The 21,127-nt window shown below is 53.5% G+C and carries 15 protein-coding genes and 1 pseudogene; 10 read left to right on the top strand and 6 right to left on the bottom strand.

What is annotated here, in order from left to right; genetic code table 11:
* Nucleotides 1-6 precede the first annotated feature (6 nt).
* A complete protein-coding gene (gene fsa / locus ACLJPE_RS20165; protein ID WP_000424861.1) occupies nucleotides 7-669 on the top strand; it encodes a fructose-6-phosphate aldolase in 663 nt (220 codons plus the stop codon).
* A gap of 11 nt (nucleotides 670-680) precedes the next feature.
* The gene (locus tag ACLJPE_RS20160; RefSeq protein WP_000374031.1) at nucleotides 681-1,784 is read left to right on the top strand and encodes a glycerol dehydrogenase; all 1,104 of its coding nucleotides are present in this window, start codon (nucleotides 681-683) and stop codon (nucleotides 1,782-1,784) included.
* A 106-nt stretch (nucleotides 1,785-1,890) separates the two neighbouring features.
* On the opposite strand, the gene katG is transcribed toward ACLJPE_RS20160, so the two are convergent.
* The 3 genes from katG to ACLJPE_RS20145 all read right to left on the bottom strand — a co-directional run bounded on the left by katG (nucleotide 1,891) and on the right by ACLJPE_RS20145 (nucleotide 6,877).
* The gene (gene katG / locus ACLJPE_RS20155) at nucleotides 1,891-4,071 is read right to left on the bottom strand and encodes a catalase/peroxidase HPI (protein WP_000108117.1); all 2,181 of its coding nucleotides are present in this window, start codon (nucleotides 4,069-4,071) and stop codon (nucleotides 1,891-1,893) included.
* Between the two features lie 164 nt (nucleotides 4,072-4,235).
* Nucleotides 4,236-5,126 carry a methylenetetrahydrofolate reductase gene (gene metF, locus ACLJPE_RS20150; RefSeq protein ID WP_000007507.1) on the bottom strand — a complete coding sequence of 297 codons (891 nt, stop codon included), beginning with the start codon at nucleotides 5,124-5,126 and terminating at the stop codon, nucleotides 4,236-4,238.
* A 194-nt stretch (nucleotides 5,127-5,320) separates the two neighbouring features.
* A complete protein-coding gene (locus tag ACLJPE_RS20145) occupies nucleotides 5,321-6,877 on the bottom strand; it encodes a bifunctional metallophosphatase/5'-nucleotidase (RefSeq protein ID WP_023233056.1) in 1,557 nt (518 codons plus the stop codon).
* Nucleotides 6,878-7,012: 135 nt separating this feature from the next.
* Here ACLJPE_RS20145 and ACLJPE_RS20140 point away from each other — a divergent pair, with 135 nt between their 5' ends.
* Nucleotides 7,013-8,137, top strand: coding sequence for a hypothetical protein (locus ACLJPE_RS20140; RefSeq protein WP_023233055.1), 1,125 nt, complete (start codon nucleotides 7,013-7,015; stop codon nucleotides 8,135-8,137).
* Between the two features lie 234 nt (nucleotides 8,138-8,371).
* Nucleotides 8,372-8,802: pseudogene (locus ACLJPE_RS20135) on the top strand (hypothetical protein).
* Between the two features lie 62 nt (nucleotides 8,803-8,864).
* Here the strand turns inward: ACLJPE_RS20135 and ACLJPE_RS20130 are convergent.
* Both ACLJPE_RS20130 and metB read right to left on the bottom strand, forming a co-directional pair.
* Nucleotides 8,865-11,297, bottom strand: coding sequence for a bifunctional aspartate kinase/homoserine dehydrogenase II (locus ACLJPE_RS20130; RefSeq protein WP_039514605.1), 2,433 nt, complete (start codon nucleotides 11,295-11,297; stop codon nucleotides 8,865-8,867).
* Between the two features lie 2 nt (nucleotides 11,298-11,299).
* On the bottom strand, nucleotides 11,300-12,460 hold the full coding sequence (metB, locus tag ACLJPE_RS20125; RefSeq protein WP_000197212.1) for a cystathionine gamma-synthase: 1,161 nt from the start codon (nucleotides 12,458-12,460) through the stop codon (nucleotides 11,300-11,302).
* Nucleotides 12,461-12,724: 264 nt separating this feature from the next.
* On the opposite strand from metB, the gene metJ reads away from it, so the two are divergent.
* The 3 genes from metJ to ACLJPE_RS20110 all read left to right on the top strand — a co-directional run bounded on the left by metJ (nucleotide 12,725) and on the right by ACLJPE_RS20110 (nucleotide 16,153).
* On the top strand, nucleotides 12,725-13,042 hold the full coding sequence (metJ, locus tag ACLJPE_RS20120) for a met regulon transcriptional regulator MetJ (RefSeq protein WP_000852811.1): 318 nt from the start codon (nucleotides 12,725-12,727) through the stop codon (nucleotides 13,040-13,042).
* Between the two features lie 457 nt (nucleotides 13,043-13,499).
* Nucleotides 13,500-15,290, top strand: coding sequence for an aryl-sulfate sulfotransferase (locus tag ACLJPE_RS20115; protein ID WP_410966019.1), 1,791 nt, complete (start codon nucleotides 13,500-13,502; stop codon nucleotides 15,288-15,290).
* Between the two features lie 200 nt (nucleotides 15,291-15,490).
* Nucleotides 15,491-16,153, top strand: a complete 663-nt coding sequence (locus ACLJPE_RS20110; protein ID WP_000792791.1) for a TIGR02117 family protein — start codon at nucleotides 15,491-15,493, stop codon at nucleotides 16,151-16,153.
* Nucleotides 16,154-16,197: 44 nt separating this feature from the next.
* Here ACLJPE_RS20110 and rpmE read toward each other — a convergent pair whose 3' ends face one another.
* The gene (rpmE, locus tag ACLJPE_RS20105; RefSeq protein WP_000715284.1) at nucleotides 16,198-16,410 is read right to left on the bottom strand and encodes a 50S ribosomal protein L31; all 213 of its coding nucleotides are present in this window, start codon (nucleotides 16,408-16,410) and stop codon (nucleotides 16,198-16,200) included.
* Nucleotides 16,411-16,613: 203 nt separating this feature from the next.
* On the opposite strand from rpmE, the gene priA reads away from it, so the two are divergent.
* The 3 genes from priA (at nucleotide 16,614) to ftsN (ending at nucleotide 21,075) form a co-directional block, all read left to right on the top strand.
* On the top strand, nucleotides 16,614-18,812 hold the full coding sequence (priA, locus tag ACLJPE_RS20100) for a primosomal protein N' (RefSeq protein WP_001528891.1): 2,199 nt from the start codon (nucleotides 16,614-16,616) through the stop codon (nucleotides 18,810-18,812).
* Nucleotides 18,813-18,966: 154 nt separating this feature from the next.
* Nucleotides 18,967-19,992, top strand: a complete 1,026-nt coding sequence (gene cytR / locus ACLJPE_RS20095; protein WP_000841337.1) for a DNA-binding transcriptional regulator CytR — start codon at nucleotides 18,967-18,969, stop codon at nucleotides 19,990-19,992.
* A 93-nt stretch (nucleotides 19,993-20,085) separates the two neighbouring features.
* Complete coding sequence (gene ftsN, locus ACLJPE_RS20090; protein ID WP_000068800.1) at nucleotides 20,086-21,075, top strand: cell division protein FtsN; 990 nt, start codon at nucleotides 20,086-20,088, stop codon at nucleotides 21,073-21,075.
* Nucleotides 21,076-21,127: the final 52 nt, after the last annotated feature.

Below are 21,127 nucleotides of genomic sequence, written 5' to 3'. Positions count from 1 at the left end.
AAGACTATGGAACTCTATCTGGATACCGCTAACGTGGCGGAAGTTGAACGTCTGGCGCGCATTTTCCCGATTGCCGGCGTCACCACCAATCCAAGCATTGTGGCAGCCAGCAAAGAACCTATCTGGGATGTGCTGCCCAGGCTGCAAAACGCCATCGGCGAAGAAGGCACTTTATTTGCGCAGACCATGAGCCGCGACGCAAAAGGGATGGTGGAAGAAGCCAAACGGCTGAATAACGCCATCCCCGGCATTGTGGTTAAAATTCCGGTGACCGCCGAAGGTCTTGCAGCGATTAAATTGCTGAAAAAAGAAGGCATCGTGACGCTGGGCACCGCCGTCTACAGCGCATCGCAGGGCCTGCTGGCGGCGCTGGCGGGCGCAAAATATGTCGCTCCCTACGTCAACCGCGTTGATGCGCAGGGCGGCGATGGCATTCGTATGGTTCAGGAGCTGCAAACGCTACTGGAACATCACGCGCCCGACAGCATGGTACTGGCGGCCAGTTTTAAAACGCCGCGGCAGGCGCTGGATTGCTTACTGGCAGGTTGCCAGGCGATTACCCTTCCTTTAGATGTAGCGCAACAAATGCTCAATACGCCTGCGGTAGAGTCAGCAATAGAGAAGTTTGAGCAAGACTGGAAAAACGCTTTTGGTAATCTGAACCTGTAGGGGAGAAATGTATGGATCGCATTATTCAGTCACCAGGTAAGTATATTCAGGGTGCAAACGTCATCGCGCGTCTTGGCGATTATTTAAAACCAATGGCGAACAACTGGCTGGTTGTGGGCGATAAATTCGTGCTGGGATTTGCCGAAGAGACGCTGCGCAAAAGCCTGACGGATGCCGGTTTGTCAGTAGAAATCGCCCCGTTTGGAGGCGAATGTTCGCAAAATGAGATCGACAGGCTGCGCGCCGTCGCCGAGAAAAGTCAGTGTGGTGCCGTACTGGGTATCGGCGGCGGTAAAACGCTGGATACCGCCAAAGCGCTGGCGCACTTTATGAACGTCCCGGTCGCTATCGCGCCGACCATCGCCTCTACCGACGCACCGTGCAGCGCGCTCTCGGTTATTTATACGGATGCCGGTGAGTTTGACCGTTATCTGCTGCTGCCGCATAACCCGAATATGGTCATTGTCGATACGCAGATAGTGGCGGGCGCGCCGGCGCGTCTGCTGGCAGCCGGTATCGGCGATGCGCTGGCGACCTGGTTTGAAGCGCGCGCCTGCTCACGCAGCGGCGCCACCACAATGGCGGGCGGTAAGTGTACACAGGCCGCGCTGGCGCTGGCGGAGCTATGCTATAACACGCTGATCGAAGAAGGCGAAAAAGCCATGTTGGCCGCCGAACAGCACGTCGTCACGCCAGCGCTGGAACGCGTCATCGAAGCCAACACCTACCTGAGCGGGGTCGGTTTTGAAAGCGGCGGTCTGGCCGCAGCACACGCGATTCATAACGGTTTAACGGCGATTCCGGATGCGCACCACTATTATCACGGTGAGAAGGTCGCTTTCGGTACGCTGACGCAACTGGTGCTGGAAAACGCGCCGGTCGAAGAGATCGAAACCGTTGCGGCGCTGTGCCATTCCGTTGGTCTGCCGATTACGCTGGCGCAACTGGATATTAAACAGGATATCCCGGCAAAAATGCGCACCGTCGCGGAAGCCTCCTGCGCAGAAGGTGAAACTATTCATAACATGCCTGGCGGCGCAACGCCGGATGAAGTGTACGCCGCGCTGCTGGTCGCCGACCAGTACGGTCAACGCTTCTTGCAGGAATGGGAATAAGGTCGGCTTGCAATGAAAAATCCCCGCAATTGCGCGGGGATTTTTTTGCCCGGTGGGCATATGAGACGGTAGGCCGGATAAGCGTTAGCGTCATCCGGCATAAGATTTACAACAGATCGAAACGGTCCAGGTTCATCACTTTCACCCATGCCGCGACGAAGTCCTTCACAAACTTCTCGTGCGCATCGCTACACGCGTAAACTTCCGCCAGCGCGCGCAGTACGGAGTTGGAACCAAACACCAGATCGGCGCGGGTCGCCGTGTATTTTACCTCGCCAGTCAGACGATCCCGGCCTTCGAACAGCTCATTAGATTCGTCGGTCGGTTTCCACTCGTAACGCATATCCAGCAGATTAGCGAAGAAGTCTGTACTGAGCACGCCCGGTCTGTCGGTAAAGACACCGTTCTGGCTGCCGTCAAAGTTGGTTCCCAGCACACGCATCCCGCCAACCAGTACCGTCATTTCCGGCGCGGTCAACGTTAACTGCTGCGCTTTATCAATCAACAGCGATTCGGTCGTCGACACATCCAGACGCGCACGATAGTTACGGAATCCATCGGCAATCGGTTCAAGCAGCGAGAACATCTCGATGTCGGTCTGATCCTGACGCGCATCCACCCGGCCCGGCGCAAAAGGTACGCTGATGCTGACACCCGCAGCAGCGGCCGCCTGCTCGATACCGACCACGCCCGCCAGCACAATAATATCGGCCAGCGAAGCTTTATTCGTCGTTTTCTGGATCTCTTCTAATACCGGCAGAACGCGAGCCGCAACGGCGTTGACCTCCCAGTCGCGCTGAGGCGCTAATGCCAGACGCGCGCCGTTAGCGCCGCCACGCTTATCGCCGCCGCGGAAAGTAGACGCAGATGCCCAGGCAACCGAAACCATCTCGCTAATAGAAAGCCCGGATGCAGCGATCGCCGCTTTCAGGTTGATAATGTCTTCCTGCGTTGGCTGATAGAGCGGTTGCGGCAACGGGTCCTGCCAGATCAGATCTTCTTTCGGCACTTCCGGTCCGATGTAACGCGCTTTTGGTCCCATATCTCTGTGCGTCAGTTTGAACCAGGCACGAGCAAAGGCTTCATTAAAGGCCTGCGGATCGTTAAGGAAACGACGGGAAATCTTCTCGAACTCCGGATCAAAACGCAGCGTCAGGTCGGTGACCAGCATAGTTGGCTTACGTTTTTTCGACGGATCGAACGGGTCCGGGATGATGTCCGGCGCGTCTACCGCTTCAAACTGGATAGCGCCAGCCGGACTACGGGTTTGTACCCACTCATATTTGAACAGGTTCTCGAAGAAATAGTTGCTCCACTGGGTCGGCGTCTGCGTCCAGACCACTTCCAGCCCAGAGGTGATAGCATCCGCGCCAACGCCGCTACCATAGCTGCTGGCCCAACCTAAGCCCTGCGCTTCAATCGGCGCGGCTTCCGGATCGGCCCCTACATGGGATGCCGCTGCCGCGCCGTGGGTTTTACCGAGGGTATGCCCGCCAGCGATCAACGCCACGGTCTCTTCGTCGTTCATCCCCATATTGCCAAAGGTAGCGCGAATAGCGGCGGCGGCAGAAAGTGGTTCGCCGCTGTGATCCGGCCCTTCCGGGTTAACGTAGATAAGGCCCATCTCGGTCGCGCCCAGCGGCGCTTTTGCCAGCGCTTCAGGGTGTCGGTGAGTCAACCAGGCTTTTTCATCGCCCCAGTTCACATCCAGATCCGGTTCCCAGACATCTTCACGCCCGGCGCCAAAACCGAAGGTACGGAAGCCGGAGTTTTCCAGCGCCACGTTACCCGCCAGAATAAACAGGTCAGCCCAGGAAATTTTCTGGCCATATTTCTGCTTAATCGGCCACAACAAACGACGCGCCTTATCCAGGCTGACGTTATCCGGCCAGGAGTTAAGCGGCGCAAAACGCTGTTGACCACGACCCGCGCCGCCACGACCATCAATAGAACGGTAGGTGCCAGCGCCATGCCAGGCCATACGAATAAACAAACCGACATAGCTGCCCCAGTCGGCGGGCCACCACGGTTGTGAATCGGTCAGCAGCGCCTTGAGATCCCCTTTCAGGGCGGAGTAGTCTAACTTGCTAAACTCTTTGCGGTAGTCAAAGTCTTCACCCAGCGGGTTAGAACGGTTGGAATGTTGATTCAAAAGATCCACACGAAGCTGGTTCGGCCACCAGTCGCGGCTGGCTGTCCCTGCGCCTGCGCTTCGGTCATGCCCCCCCTGATGGAAAGGACATTTTCCAGTGGATAACGTGTTATGGGTATCGTCGGTCGTGCTCATATCTCAGCTCCCTTTTGAAGTGTTACCGTTACGATATACACCAGGAGCAAATAGATATAGTTGAATTAATCCACAGATTCGATAGCTAATACCTTTTATATTTTTAGTTACAGAGATGTAGATCAATATGAGGTGTAATAAAGCTCCCGGCAGGGAGCTGGAGATTATAAACCGGGTCTTACGCCCAGCGTGTGGCAAATGGCATAACTCATTTCCGCACGATTCAACGTGTAGAAGTGGAAATCCTTCACTCCTTCGCGGCTTAAAATTTTCACCATGTCCATCGCAATGTTAGCGCCCACCAGCTTGCGGGTTTCTGCGTCATCATCCAGCCCCTCAAACATCAGTGACATCCAGGACGGAATGCGGACATTGGTCATATCGGCAAATTTTTTCGCCTGTTTAAAGTTAGACACCGGTAAAATGCCGGGAATAATTTCTACGTCGATACCGGCGGAAACACAGCGGTCGCGAAAACGCAGGTAGCTTTCCACATCGAAGAAAAATTGGGTTATCGCGCGGTTAGCGCCAGCATCCACTTTACGCTTCAGATTAAGCAGATCGGCCTGCGCGCTTTTCGCTTCCGGATGTACCTCCGGATAGGCCGCTACTGAAATATCGAAATCGGCCACCTCTTTGAGCAAACCAACCAGATCGGCGGCGTACATCTCCGGCTTACCGCTGCCCGGCGGCAAATCGCCGCGCAAAGCGACAATGTGGCGGATACCGTTATTCCAGTAGTCGCGGGCGATGGTACGCAGCTCATCGCGCGTGGCGTCAATACAGGTAAGGTGCGGCGCGGCCTCAAGCCCAGTACGCTCTTTAATGCCTTTAATAACGCTATGAGTGCGGTCACGTTCCCCGGAGTTGGCGCCATACGTTACCGAAACAAACTTCGGTTTCAGACTGCTCAGGCGATCGATGGAGTTCCACAGGGTTTGCTCCATTTCACTGGTGCGCGGCGGGAAAAATTCAAACGAAACGTTAATCTGACCCTGTACTTCCGCCAGGCTCTGATTCAGGGCTTCCCGCTGGTTGGCGTGAAAAAAGCTCATACCTTACCTCATCAATCGCATGTTATTATTTGTTGTGTTGTAAACATCTATCCGTTTAGACGTCCAGATGTAAAAATGACGGAAAAGCAGAAGGACGTCAACTGAAAAATCACGCCAAAGAATGAGGAATATTCAGCAAAGTTGAATTTTCTTCATGTCACGCCGCGACACTGAACGCGCCGCGGCAGGGGAAATTACTTCTTCACATCCGCAACGCGCATCCCTTTGAGCTGCTCATCCGTGATGGTGTTGCCCGCCTTGAAGTAATCGACTATCGCATTCGACACATAGTAGCCGCCGGAGGTATTCCGCGCCTGGCCTTCCGTGAACGCCGCAAAACCATCGCCGCCGTCGGCAAGGAAGCTGTTGGTGGCAATGTGATAAACCGTAGCATCGTCAATCGACTTGCCATTGAGCGTCAGCACGGTAACCCGCTGACCGATAGGTTTGCTGCTGTCATACTTCATCTCCAGCCCTTTAGACACCTGCAATACGCCGTTGCTTAATCCGGCGCCATGCTCCATCAGGCTGCGCAATTGTTTACCGGTTAAATCCATCGTGACCAGTTCATTAGGGAACGGGAAGGTACTGATTACCGCCCCCATCGTCACCGCGCCAGCCGGGATTTCGTTGCGGATACCGCCAGAGTTAGTAAGCGCTAACTGGGTGTCTTTCCCCGCCGTAAAAAGCAGCGCATCCGCCGCCAGATTCCCCAGCGACGACGATTCGCCATACGCGCGGGTCAACTCAACCGGCGACTGCGCCACCGTCTGCTGCACGACTTTATCGAGCTTTTTGTTCCAGCCGTCGATCACCTGTTTCGTTTGCGGATCGGGCTTCCACTCATCAGCAAAAATGGTCTTCAGCTCGAAGTTCTTCACCGTAAACTGATGCGGCTTTTCCTGGTAGTCCAGCACCAGTTTGCCGACATCAATGCCGCCGCTGTCCGTTGAGAGGATCAGCGTATTGCCGACTTTAATCGGTTCCGGCGTACCGACATGCGCGTGGCCGGTAATCAAAATATCCAGCCCTTTTACCTGACTTGCGGTCTGAATATCTTTATCCAGCGCGCGTCGCACATCGGTATTCCCCATGCTGGACTGGCGGGCCGGGGTGCCTTCGTGAATCAGCGCGACGGTCAGATCGACTTTACCTTTAAGTTCATCAATGTAACGTTGCAGCCACTTAATTTCATCGCGTGCCTCAATGCCTACGCGCGTCGCGGCGGAAACCGTATCATTAAAAGCAAAGACACCGTGTAAGCCGATTACGCCAATCTTGACGCCATCTTTTTCAACAATGGTGTACGGCTTATCCCAGAAGGATTTACTGCTGTCCTCATAAAAAATATTGCCCTGCACGATAGGGAATTTTGCCCGGCTCAGTTGCAACAATGTATTGTCCCAACCATGATCGAACTCATGATTACCGATAGTGGCAGCGTCATACTGCATGGTATTCAAAATATCGATAATCGCTTTACCCTTCGTCAGGCTGCTGATATAGGGTCCGGTAAAGTAATCTCCGGCATCAAAAAACCACGTCGCCTTATTTTTGGCTTTTTCCTGCTTCACAAGCGTAGTGATATTGGCCCAGCCGCCAATATCGCGTTTACCGTCAGCAATCCACGGCACTTTATAAGGCTCTACGTGAGCATGAAGATCGTTGGTGTAAATAATGGTGACATCTTTGGCGCAGGCCCAGAACGGCAGCGTGAACAAAATACCGGCAGCAAGCAGTTTTACTTTCATAAATAAGTCCCTTTCAGTCATATAAAGATTCGCTACGTTACGTTCTGAAAGGTTTTTTTATGTGAGAGTCCTCACATCCGCCTACCGTTTTATGAAGGCAGAATCAACGACCTGCCAAAATCGTTGGTAAAATGTATGCCGCCTCTGTTCACCATTAATGCCTGCAAAAGCGCTGGTTGTCGCAATCTTGGGCTGCCTGACTCGCCGGATTATGTGTGGCCGGACTATCGCCTGGGTTATCCGGCATTGCATTGTCGAGCCTGCGGCAGTTATCCGCCGCTCTTCAACGAGGGGGAATTTCGCCGCTGGGCGTCTGCTTATATCGCGCAATATGCCAAAGAGCATGGTCACTTTTGTCCCGACTGCTATCAAAAAACATGGATTCGCTATGGACGTAATCCCGGCGGAACGCAGCGACTTCAGTGCCAGTACTGTAAAAAGGTCTGGACGCCAAAACAGCACGCGCTGAATGTCGCCGAAACGCCGGAACAGATTTGCAGTATTCCGCTGCTCGTACCGTTTCAGGGAGCGAATGCCTTCCAACAATTGTACTTTTTATTCAGTTTTGACGCTGTTCGCGGCAATGTTCTTCACCTTTCCAGCAATTTCACGTTACTTTCTGCCGGAAAGAGTTTGCATTACCACTGGAAAGGAATTGCGCCGCCCGAGGGTGAGAATGGCGATATTATTCACCGTATCGCCATTAAAGAACGGCAATTTTTACAGCGCAGCCAGTTCGATGAGATTCAGTATGGCCCGGCGGCGCTTAAACGTAACGCGCAAGGAACAATACTTCGCCCGGTCATTACGGCGCATGGTCATTTTCGGGTGCTGAAAAACCGCTTTCCTGATGTCGCGACACACATCATTGCCCATGAGTGTTTTTTGCGCGGCGCGGTCATTACGGCATGGGCGGAGCGGTTTCGCCAGCGTCTCTCCTCGCTGTGGTTCGCTGAGGAAGAGATAAACGATGACGATTGCCGCGCAGAGTGGCAACTGTTAGGCAAAACATGGCAGGGATGGTGGCAAAATCAGTGGCAACTCTGGGGGCAAGGTCACAACCGCAAAATGGTCTGTTCGTTAACCGGTTCCCACTTAGAACAAGGTGTCGCCGTTAATCTGGCGGCCAGTCGCCGCTTTGTTACCTGGCTATGGCAACAACCTGAATTCCAGCAAAGCGCCCACTATTCCGCCAAACGCGTCACGCAAATTCTGTATTTGCTGACGGAAAAATATAACTCACAATGGAATCACATTTAACCCAATGATGTAATGCCACGCATAAAAAATCACAGATTATCATTCAGAAGGCGCTATAGATTTAATCACCTCACATCCTGCTTTTATACGCTGAAAAAGAATAGAACTATTTGATAAAATGGCCCTTCGTTTTAAGTTAAAATCGGCTATAAACGTTGTTCACATAATAAATATTTATTATCGATTTGAATAGATCTATACATTCTTATTTTCTATGGAAAACAAGGGATAAATATGGAAATTACTTTACCGTCAATGTCAGATAAAAAATGGACCTGCGCCGATCTCCTGAGTAGCTATCGATTCTGGGGGATCACTTTTTTCTTTTTGGTGCTCTCTTTTATCAGTTCGCTGGGATCGTCGTATGGTGTTTATTTTTGGAGTAAATCACTGTCTATTCCAGCCGATCGTATTGGTGTTATTCTCGTTTGCATAAATGGCCCATCTGACGTAGTCAGGCTTATCATAGCACAGCAATATTGTGTCTGACGCTTAGCGGCGAAATCCGAACATTGCTGGCGAATGCAAACGAAAATACGGGGATACAGAGCGGCTGGGCGCTATTTTGGGCCTTGCTGTTCCCCCCTGTCGGCATAGCCATTATTCAGGCGAAGATGAATCGATTTATCGTCGCCAATGCAGAAAACGCATCTGACGAAGAATAAACAGATACCCCGGTTTGCCCGCTGCCGGATCTGGCGAAGCCGCTATCCGGCAGGCAGGCGTATTACAATAGCTGCGCCAGGCGGTTGATGTCAGACTGAATCGCCCCGGCGGTCACATCGCGACCCGCGCCCGGCCCACGGATCACCAACGGGTTATCGCGATACCAGCGGCTTTCAATAGCAAAGACATTATCGCACGGCAGCAGCGCCGCCAGCGGATGCTCCGGACGCACCGCTTCAACGCCGACGCGCGCTTTGCCATTGGCGTCGAAACGCGCCACGTAACGCAACACCAGCCCCAGTTCGCGGGCTGCCTCCAGACGCTGCACCATCTGTTCATTCAGCGCGTCGCCGTTTTCGAAAAAGTGATCGATAGACCCTTCTTCACAGTGCGCCGGCACCAACGATTCTACACGCACCTGATCCGGCTCGATGTCGTATCCCGCCTCGCGCGCCAGAATCACCAGCTTACGCATGACATCTTTTCCGGAAAGATCGACGCGCGGATCGGGTTCGGTCAGCCCCTGCTGCCAGGCCTGATCCACCAGATCGGTAAACGGCACCGTGCCGTCAAATTGCAGGAACAGCCAGGATAGCGTCCCGGAGAAGATCCCGCTGATCGAGAGAATCGTATCGCCACTGTCAATCAGATCCCGCACCGTGTGGTTGATCGGCAATCCCGCGCCCACGGTGGCGTTATACAGCCAGTAACGCCCGGTTTTTTCAAACGCGTCATGAATCTGGCGATACTTATCGCTGGCGCTTGCGCCCGCCAGTTTATTAGCGCTAATCACATGAAAACCGTGGCTGGCGAAATCAAGGTACTGATCGGCCAGTTGCTCGCTTGCTGTCACATCCAGCACCACTAAATCATCATACGGATGCGCACGCATCCACAGGAATAGCGACTCTTCGTCCTGCTCAACGGCTTCATCATCAAAGAATGCCAGCGCGCGGCTGGCGTCCAGCCCTTCATAATTCAGCAGGCTACGGCGGCTATCTACCACGCCCGCCAGCACAAATTCAAAACCAGTACGCGCGGAAAGCGTGCTTTGTTCACGGGCAAACAGTTCCAGCCAACGGGAACCGATGTTCCCCTTACCGAACAGCATCAGGCCGATGCGTTTTTCGGCGCGGAAAACCGACTGATGCAGCCCCTGAATCAGGCTCTCAGTCGGGCCGGTACGCAGCACCGCCACCAGACTGATGCCCTCCTCCGACTGCCAGGTAAATTCCACTGGCTGACCTTTAAGCTGCTGCCAGAAGCGATGGCAGTGTAGCGGATTGCGAGTGACGCCCGCACCGACCATCGCCACCAGCGCCAGCCCCTGCCGCAGGCGCAATTCCCCCGGCAGCCCGACATCGTCGAGGAGTTTCAGTACGCTACCCGCTACCTCGGCGGTATAGCAGAACTGCAATAGCTGGCGATCGCGATGCACGCCCACCGCCAACGGACGCGCCTGCGCCCGTTTTAAAATGTGGTCGAGCTCTTTATGCGCCAGCCTGAAATCCTGGCTGGCGGGCACCTGAAACTCAATCAGACAGATATCATCGTGACTGGTCACGATACGCGCGCCCGTCCCGGAAGCCAGCACACGTTCAATTCGGGTTGAACCTTGATCCGGCGTGTAGCTACAGCGCAACTGCAAATCGATATCGCTGCCGGACACTGGCTGTAGCGTGCGGGCGTGCAGAACAGGCGCCGCCAGACGCGCCAGCTCGCTGGCTTCGTCCAAACGCAGCAACGGCAGCAGGCAGGCATCTTTCACTTTGCGCGGGTCGGCACTATAAACGCCCGCGACATCGCTCCAGATGGTCACGCGGGAAACGCCCGCCAGCGCGCCGATTTGCGTGGCGGAATAGTCGGAACCGTTCCGGCCTAACAGGACCGTTTCGCCGTCATGATTGCGGCTGATAAAGCCGGTCACGACCAGACGTTTGCCAGGATGCTGCGCCAGTAGCTGTTGCAATAAAGGATAAGATAGCCCTTCATCAACCTGCGGCTGTGCGGCGCGTTCGGCGCGTAAAAATGCGCGCGCGTCCAGCCAGGCGGCATCCAGCCCCTGCTGATTCAGGACGGCGGACATCAATCTCGCCGACCAAATTTCGCCGTGTCCGACAATCTCGGCATAGACGGCATCCGTTATGCCGCCGTCGAGCAAGGCGGCAAGACGTTCCAGATCGCTAATAAAAGCGCTGGTTAAATCATCTGCCGCGTCGGCGGGAAGCAGACCGCTAATCAGATCGCACTGGTAGCGGCGTAACGTCTGTAATACCTGATGCGCAGAAAGGCGATCGGTCTGGCTTAACTTGAGCCAGCTAATCAACTGGTTGGTGGTACTGCCTGCGGCGGACACTACCATCATATCGTCAGGCTGCGAATACTCCGCCATAATGCCTGCGACACGCAGGTAACACTTCACATCCGCCAGACTACTGCCGCCAAATTTATGCAGTTGACGACCTTTCGCCCCTGCCTGCGCAATCACACTCATGTTTACCCCTTGTTTGCAGCCCGGAAGCCATTTTCCAGGTCGGCAATTAAATCTTCGCCATCTTCAATACCGGTGGAGATACGCAGTAGCGTTTCGGAGATCCCGGCGGCGGCACGCGCCTGCGGCGACATACCGGCATGCGTCATGGTGGCGGCGTGAGAGATCAAACTTTCCACTCCCCCTAAAGATTCCGCCAGCGTAAACAGCGACAGCCCGCCCAGAAAACGACGCAGCGTCTCCTCATCCCCATCCAGTTCAAAACTCAACATTGCGCCAAAGCCTTTTTGCTGACGCGCGGCAATCTCATGTCCCTGATTATCCGGCAGCGACGGATGATACAGTTTTTTCACCAACGGCTGGGTTTGCAGATATTTCACAATCGCCTGCGCGTTGCGCTGCGCCAGCTCCATACGCGGCACCAGAGTTCGCAAACCGCGCAGCAGCAGATAGCTATCAAACGCCCCGCCAGTGACGCCAATATTATTCGCCCACCACGCCAGTTCAGTGACCATTTCCGGATCTTTAGCAATCACCACGCCGGCCACGACATCCGAATGACCGTTGAGATATTTCGTGCATGAATGCAACACCAGATCGGCACCCAACGCCAGCGGATTTTGCAGCGCCGGGCTTAAAAACGTGTTATCAACGACGCTCACTGCGCCCGCCTCGCGCGCCAGCCGACAGATTTTCGCAATATCCACCACGCGTAACAATGGATTACTTGGACTTTCTACCAGTACCAGCTTCGGTTTTTCTTCCAGCGCCGCCTGTAAGGCGCGTTCATCGCCCTGATCGACAAATCGCACACGATAACAGCCGCGTGTCGCCAGACTGTCAAACAGACGATAACTGCCGCCGTAGCAATCATGCGGCGCGACCAGCAGATCGCCCGGCTTGAGGAAAACGGTGGTGACCAGATGAATCGCCGACATGCCGGTATTCGTCAATACCGCGCCCGCGCCGCCTTCCAGTTCCGCTAATGCGCGCTGAACCACATCACGCGTGGGATTACCGCGGCGGGAATAATCATGCGCGCGCGGCTCATTGAAACCGGTAAAGTTATAGGTACTGGAGAGATGGATTGGCGGCACAACGCAGCCGTATTGCTCGTCGTCGTTTAATCCGCTACGCACTGCGATAGTGGCCTGTTTACGCGTCATATGAAGATATTCCTGGCTGAGTCGGTGAAAGTCAGGCCACAGATTAACCACTACCACAATAGACGTCAATACATCTGGACATCTAAACTTCTTTGCGTATAGATTGAGCAAACCGCAAATAGCCGTTAAAATTATATGCATTAGCGCACATCTGCGACCGCTAACTTCGTGTCAGGGCCGCGCCACTACGGTAAACTACGCGCGATTATGGTCCGGGCTCAGGTTCAGACCTCAATATTAATGACGAAGAGGATTAAGTATCTCATGGCTGAATGGAGCGGCGAATATATCAGCCCATACGCTGAGCACGGTAAGAAGAGTGAGCAAGTCAAAAAAATTACGGTTTCCATTCCTCTGAAGGTGTTAAAAATCCTCACCGATGAACGTACGCGTCGTCAGGTGAACAACCTGCGCCACGCCACCAACAGCGAGCTGTTGTGTGAAGCATTTCTGCACGCCTTTACCGGGCAACCCTTGCCGGATGATGCCGATCTGCGAAAAGAGCGCAGCGATGAAATCCCGGAAGCGGCAAAAGAGATCATGCGTGAGATGGGGATTGACCCGGAAACGTGGGAATACTGATAGCAAAGCATGCGGTCAGAACGCCTCTGGCCGCGCTTTTTTAACGATTCCCCCTGTACGCGGCTATCTCCGACATTTTTCTAAATGTTCATCTTCCCGAATAGCCCTCGATAGATAAATTTGTCAGACATGATAAGTTTCTCTTCGTTACTTTCCTGAAAAAAAATTCCCGACATGCCATAACCGATATAATTTTATTATATTTAAACTTCCAATCTTTATTTAAAGTTTCACGTAGCAAAGCGCACATGAATAATAATACACCACCATATATTTACTGAACAAATAGTATAACGATGAGTATTGTTAAAAAGACCATGAATACCTCATATTTGTGACCAGCATCATTATTCCCCTCCGCGGATTGTTTTACTTTTTTAAATGTTTTTTCATCTCCAACAAATAAGAAAGTTAATATACATTCAACTTATCGATAATATCGAATGGGGAAATAAACATGTTATTTACAAGGAAAGTCTTACCTGTATTATGTTGCCTGTGTTTGAGCGGCAGCGTTTTAGCCTCAGGCGTTTTAGACCCAAACAGGCCAATGGTCGCATCAGCAGATGTCATTCCAGTACATGAAGGGCCATTAGGTATGGTCGATGTCGCTCCCTACGGCGGCGTTTTCCCATTAACAGCAATCATTAATAAAGCCAATCATAATGTACAGGACGTGAAGGTTACCGTTTTAGGGAAAGGGGAAAAAGGCATCCCGATCAGTTATGATGTCGGCCCGCAGGCTATAAATACCCATGACGGCATACCTGTATTTGGCTTGTATCCAGATTATGTCAATAAGGTTAAAGTTGACTGGACTGAAGAAGGTAAAAAACAAACTTATACGTGGTCCATTTACGCCGCACCGGTATCATTGCCCTCTACTACCGGGCAAACTGCCGTTCTTCCTACGGTAGAACCGGTTAAAGTCGATAGCTCGCTTAAAAATCGCTTATATCTTTTTAACCATATAACAGGGATGCCAAGAGCCGGCCACATTATGCATGTCGCAGGCGGCGCGGCGAACTGGGATTATACCGGTATCAACTGGATTAGCGATACGAATGGCGACGTTCGCGGCTATATGAATATTGATAAATTCCGTAACCAGGATGATATAACGCGCTTTGGTTCCATGATGAGCTTCCATCAGGTTAACGATGGCAATCTTATTTTTGTTCAGGGTCAACGTTACTTTAAATATGATTTCTTAGGCCGCGTTATTTCCGATAAACGACTGCCAAAAGGATTTATTGATTTTTCGCACGCCATTACCGAAACGCCGAAAGGCACCTACCTGCTGCGTGTCGCAAAAGAAAATTATCCATTAAATGGTAAATACACCATCAATACTGTGCGTGATCATATTCTTGAAGTTGACCAGAACGGCGATACCGTCGATTACTGGGATCTGCCAAAAATCCTCGACCCCTATCGTGACGACGTTATTCTGGCGATGGATCAGGGAGCGGTATGTTTGAGCGTCGATGCCGAACATTCCGGTCAGGTCATGACCAAAGAGCAGCTTGCAAAACAACCCTTCGGCGATATCGCGGGCTCCGGCCCGGGCCGCAACTGGGCGCATGTCAACTCCGTCAGCTACGATCCTCGCGACGACAGCATTATCATTAGCTCGCGCCACCAGTCTGCCATCATCAAAATTGGTCGCGATAAAAAAGTGAAATGGATACTTTCCGATCCATCCGGCTGGAAAGGCGAACTGGCGAAAAAAGTGCTGAAACCCGTAGACAGCAACGGTAAACCGCTGACCTGCGAAGCGCACCACTGCGACGGTGGATTTGACTGGACATGGACACAACATACCGGTTGGTTAGTGCCATCCAAAAGCACCGGAGGTAAAACCGTCGTGACCGCCTTTGATAACGGCGATGCGCGCGGCATGGAACAACCGGCCATGCCGTCAATGAAATATTCCCGCGGCGTGGAATATCAGATTGACGAAAAAAATATGACGGTTTCCCAAATGTGGGAATATGGTAAAGAGCGCGGTTTTGACTGGTACAGCGCCATTACTTCCGTCACGGAATATCGCCCGGAAACCAAAACGATGTTCATGTACTCGGCTACAGCGGGAATGAGCGGTACAAAACCGATCGTTTCCGTTCTGGATGAAGTCAAAGACGGTACTCAGGATGTGATGCTGGAGCTAAAAGTACACAGTAACCGTGCCGGTATGCTGGGTTATCGGGCGCTGATTATCGATCCAGAGCAGATGTTTAAAAAATAAAGCGAGATAGTAAAAGTAAAACAGGCGGAAGCTAACTTCCGCCTGAATGGTTAAAACGTATTGTAGTTATGACATTCGCCTTATTGCCCTCGAAGAGGAATGCAAAAATATCAATGAATTACCAATCCGGCACCGACCCGATAAACGCAGCGTCATTAGACAAACGCCACAACATACCGCGCCTTTGCTGGTGATATGTCATGAAAAATCTCTTTATCGCCTGGTTAAGTTTATTGCTATATGGCTGCACAACCTTTCCACAAGCCGTAAAACCTACGACAGGCGGACATCCCTCCCCGACGGAAATCTATATCGTCAGTCATGGCTGGCACACGGGAATTATTGCGCCGGCCCATGATGTTAATACCGTTCTGCCACAGCTTAAAAAACGGTTCGCTCAGGAGACGCAGTGGTATGAAATCGGCTGGGGAGATAAGGGCTTTTATCAGTCACAAGAAATAACCACCGCGCTTACGCTCCAGGCCATGTTCTGGTCATCCGGCGCGGTTATGCACATCGTCGCCTTTTCCGGTAAACCAGAACGCTATTTCGCCGGTAGCGAGATAAAATCACTGCTCCTGCACACAAACCAGCGTAACAGTCTGATGCGTTATCTGGGCCGCAGCTTTGCGCGTGACGCAGAGGGTAATCTGATTCCGTTAAAACAAGGAATTTACGGCGATAGCCAGTTTTACGCCGCGAATGGCCGCTACGGCATACTCAATACCTGCAATAAATGGACAGCGAAGGGGCTGGAAAGCGCGGGACTGACTATAAATCCTTCGTTAAAACTCACGGCAGGAAGCGTAATGAAAGCGATTACGGATCACAGAATGTGTCTGAACAAATACTGTTATCCCTAGAAAACAAAAAAAGCGCCCTGCGGCGCTTTTTTTCTGGCGGTAACTTATTTGCTGCCAGGGATGCTGAAGCGCTTGTTGAAGCGCTCAACACGACCACCGGTATCAACAACACGCTGCTTACCAGTGAAGAACGGGTGGCATTTGCCGCACACGTCCAGGTTCAGGTCGTGACCCACGGTAGAGTGGGTTTTGATAACATTACCGCAAGAACAGGTTGCAGTAATTTCTACGTAATTCGGGTGAATACCTTTTTTCATGGGGAACCTCAGTGTAAGGCCGCGTCGCTCTTCCAGCCCTAACGCCAGACACCACGCGAAGTTAATAGTAAAGGGTTTGATGCTCACAACACGCACCAAAGGCGGCGAATCATACAGAATTTGACCACCGTATGCAAACTGATCCGCGCTCCCTTATCGTAATGTGTATACTACCCGACGAAATTTCAAGTCAGGAAGATGCTATGTCCGTCGCGCACGTTGCCTTGCCCGTTCCGCTTCCCCGAACCTTTGATTACCTGCTGCCGGAAGGCGAGGTCGCCAAAGCCGGGTGCCGCGTGCGCGTGCCGTTCGGCAAGCAGCAAGAGCGCGTGGGCATTGTCGTCTCGGTTAGCGACCACAGCGAATTGCCGCTCGATGAATTAAAATCGGTCATTGAAATCCTGGATAACGAGCCCATCTTTTCTCCCTCCATCTGGCGCTTACTCCTCTGGGCGGCGGATTACTACCACCATCCCCTCGGCGACGTTCTGTTTCACGCTCTGCCGGTTTTACTGCGTCAGGGAAAACCAGCCAGCAACGCGCCCCTATGGTATTGGTTCGCCACCGAAGAGGGGCAAGCCGCCGACATCAACAGCCTGAAACGCTCCGCCAAACAACAACAGGCGCTGGCGGCGCTACGGCAAGGAAAGATCTGGCGCTATCAGGTAGCCGAGCTTGATTTTACTGACGCCACGCTGCAAACGCTGCGGCGTAAGGGGCTTTGTGAGCTTGCCAGTGAAACGCCCGCGTTTACCGACTGGCGGGAGCGTTATGCCGTCGCAGGAGAGCGCCTGCGGCTGAATACCGAACAGGCGACAGCAGTCGGCGCGATTCACAGCGCGTCGGACGGTTTCTCCGCCTGGTTGCTGGCAGGCGTAACCGGTTCCGGCAAGACCGAAGTGTATCTGAGCGTGCTGGAAAACGTCCTCGCCCAGGGCAAACAGGCGCTGGTGATGGTGCCGGAAATCGGCCTGACGCCGCAAACGATCGCCCGTTTTCGCGAACGTTTTAACGCGCCGGTGGAAGTGCTGCATTCCGGGCTAAACGACAGCGAGCGTCTTTCGGCATGGCTGAAAGCGAAAAACGGCGAAGCGGCGATTGTCATCGGCACGCGCTCCTCGCTGTTTACGCCGTTTAAAAATCTTGGCGTGATTGTCATCGACGAAGAGCACGACAGCTCTTATAAACAGCAGGAAGGGTGGCGCTACCATGCCCGCGATTTGGCTGTGTATCGCGCCCATAGCGAACAGATCCCGATTATTCTCGGCTCCGCCACCCCAGCCCTGGAAACGCTATGCAACGTGCGGCAGAAAAAATACCGGATGCTGCGTCTGACGCGGCGCGCAGGCAACGCCCGCCCAGCCCTGCAGCATGTACTGGATTTAAAAGGCCAGCGTCTTCAGGCGGGACTGGCGCCCGCCCTTATCGCCCGTATGCGCCAACATCTCCAGGCCGACAATCAGGTAATTTTATTTCTTAACCGCCGGGGATTCGCGCCCGCGCTGCTTTGCCACGACTGCGGCTGGATTGCGGAGTGCCCGCGTTGCGATCACTACTACACGCTGCACCAGGCGCAGCATCATTTACGCTGTCATCACTGCGACAGCCAACGTCCGGTACCGCGTCAGTGCCCCTCCTGCGGCTCCACACATATGCTACCGGTTGGGTTAGGGACGGAACAGCTGGAGCAGGTGCTGGCGCCCTTCTTCCCCGGCGTGCCGATCTCACGAATCGACCGTGATACCACCAGTCGTAAAGGCGCGCTGGAGCAGCATCTGGCGGAAGTTCACCGCGGCGGAGCGCGCATTCTGATAGGCACACAAATGCTGGCGAAAGGCCATCACTTCCCGGACGTCACGCTGGTGGCGTTGCTGGACGTCGATGGCGCGCTTTTTTCCGCAGATTTTCGTTCGGCGGAACGCTTCGCCCAGCTCTACACTCAGGTTTCCGGCCGCGCCGGGCGCGCGGGCAAACAGGGCGAAGTGGTGCTCCAAACGCACCATCCTGAGCATCCCCTGCTGCAAACGTTACTGTATAAAGGCTATGATGCGTTTGCGGAACAGGCGCTGGCGGAACGGCAAACGCTCCAGCTTCCGCCGTGGACCAGCCACGTCATTATTCGCGCAGAGGATCACAACAATCAGCAGGCGCCCGTCTTTCTCCAGCAGTTGCGTAATCTGATTCAGGCCAGCCCGCTATCAGACGATAAGCTGTGGATCTTAGGTCCGGTTCCGGCCCTCGCGCCAAAACGCGGCGGCCGCTATCGCTGGCAAATTTTACTTCAGCATCCTTCACGGATTCGCCTGCAACACATCATCAGCGGCACGCTGGCGTTGATCAATACGCTCCCTGAAGCGCGGAAAGTTAAATGGGTTCTGGACGTCGATCCGATTGAAGGATAGTCCTCACGATGCGAGGCGGATCGTAAAATTAAAGATCCATCACACTTTTTATGAAAATTCTGTAACCGCTTCCACGCACTATCTGATAAAAATGTTTTCGATGAGTGTTACCAGGGATAGATCTGCGCCAGCAGTTCCCAGGCGAGGAGAAAGAGTGAAATCGAACAAGCAGGTTACTGCCGCTACGATGAAGGATGTTGCGTTGAAGGCGAAAGTCTCTACGGCAACCGTATCCCGCGCGTTAATGAACCCCGATAAAGTCTCCCAGTCGACCCGTAGCCGGGTTGAACAGGCCGCGCTTGAAGTGGGTTATTTCCCGCAGTCGATGGGGCGAAATGTAAAACGCAATGAATCCCGTACGATTTTGGTGATTGTCCCGGATATTTGCGATCCCTTCTTCAGTGAAATTATCCGTGGTATCGAAGTGACCGCGGCAGAACAGGGGTATCTGGTGCTGATTGGCGATTGCGCCCATCAAAACCAGAAAGAAAAAACCTTTCTTAATCTCATCATCACCAAACAGATCGACGGCATGGTACTTCTCAGTTCCCGACTGCCCTTTGACGCCAGCGTTGAGGAGCAGCGCAATTTGCCTCCGATGGTGATGTCGAATGAGTTCGCGCCGGAGCTTGAACTGCCGACGGTACATATCGATAACCTCACCGCCGCGTTCAATGCCATGAACTACCTGTTGGATTTGGGCCACAAGCGGATTGGTTGTATTGCGGGGCCGGAAGATATGCCGCTCTGTCACTATCGCTTACAAGGTTACGTACAGGCATTAAGACGCAGTGGCATTGTGGTCGATCCGCATTACATCGCCCGTGGCGACTTTACCTTTGAAGCCGGGGCAAACGCATTAAAGCAGTTGCTTGAGCAACCGTTGCCGCCTACCGCCGTCTTTTGTCATAGCGACGTAATGGCGCTGGGCGCCCTCTCCTGGGCCAAGCGCCAGGGTCTGAAAGTGCCTGACGATCTGTCGATTATCGGCTTTGACAATATCGCGCTGGCCGAGTTTTGCGACCCTCCGTTGACAACCGTGGCGCAGCCGCGTTTTGACATTGGTCGCGAGGCGATGCTGCTGTTGCTCGATCAGATGCAGGGGCAAAATGTGAGCAGCGGCTCGCGTTTAATGGATTGCGAGCTGATTATTCGCGGTTCTACGCGCGCTTTACCCTAAAGTAAATAGCTTTAAGACTCACCTGTCTGGTCAAAGGCCCGCCGCTTCAGTAACATGACGGGCTGACGAACGAATAAATACAGCGAAACGATAGTGGCACAACGAGATTATGTACGTCGCGGCCAACCGGCTCCTTCGCGGCGCAAAAAGAGCACCTCACGGAACTCACGGAAGAAGCAAAGCAACATGCCTGCCGTCTCGCCGGCAATGGTCGCGATTGCGGCAGCCGTCCTTGTGACCTTTATCGGCGGTCTGTACTTCATTACTCACCATAAGAAAGAAGAGTCCGAAACGCTACAAAACCAGAAAGTCACCGGCAATGGGCTTCCGCCAAAACCGGAAGAGCGCTGGCGTTACATCAAAGAGCTGGAAAGTCGCCAGCCGGGCGTGCGTACGCCAACGGAACCGTCCGCCGGCGGCGAAGTCATGAATCCGAATCAGCTCACCAGCGAGCAGCGTCAACTCCTGGAGCAGATGCAGGCGGATATGCGTCAGCAGCCGACGCAACTTAACGAAGTGCCGTGGAACGAGCAGACGCCAGAACAACGCCAGCAAACGCTACAGCGCCAGCGTCAGGCGCAGCAGCAGCAGCAGCAGCAGCAGCAGTGGGCTCAAACGCAGCCTGTTCAGCAACCACGTACGCAGCCGCGGGTAAACGAGCAGCCGCAAACACGCACGGTACAGTCCGCCCCGGCGCAACCTGCGCGCCAAAGTCAGCCGCCGAAGCAGACGGCCTCGCAGCAACCTTATCAGGATTTGCTGCAAACGCCGGCGCATACCAGCGCGGCAGCGCCGAAAGCCGCACCAATTACGCGCGCGCCTGAAGCGCCGAAGGCGACAGCAGAGAAAAAAGATGAGCGTCGCTGGATGGTGCAATGTGGTTCATTCAAAGGCGCCGAGCAGGCAGAAAGCGTCCGCGCTCAGCTGGCGTTTGAAGGCTTTGACTCCAAAATCACCACCAATAACGGCTGGAATCGCGTGGTTATCGGGCCGGTGAAAGGTAAAGAAAATGCCGACAGCACCATTAACCGTCTGAAGATGGCGGGCCATACAAACTGCATTCGACTCGCCACCGGGGGTTGAAACCCTCAAAATCTCCCCCATCTATACTTGCATTATGCCCCGTACGCCGTAC

The organism is Salmonella sp. SAL04196 (assembly GCF_046550835.1).
Taxonomy (GTDB): domain Bacteria; phylum Pseudomonadota; class Gammaproteobacteria; order Enterobacterales; family Enterobacteriaceae; genus Salmonella; species Salmonella enterica.
Note: the sequence above shows the minus strand (reverse complement) of the source record. Positions and strands in the feature narration are given on the sequence as shown.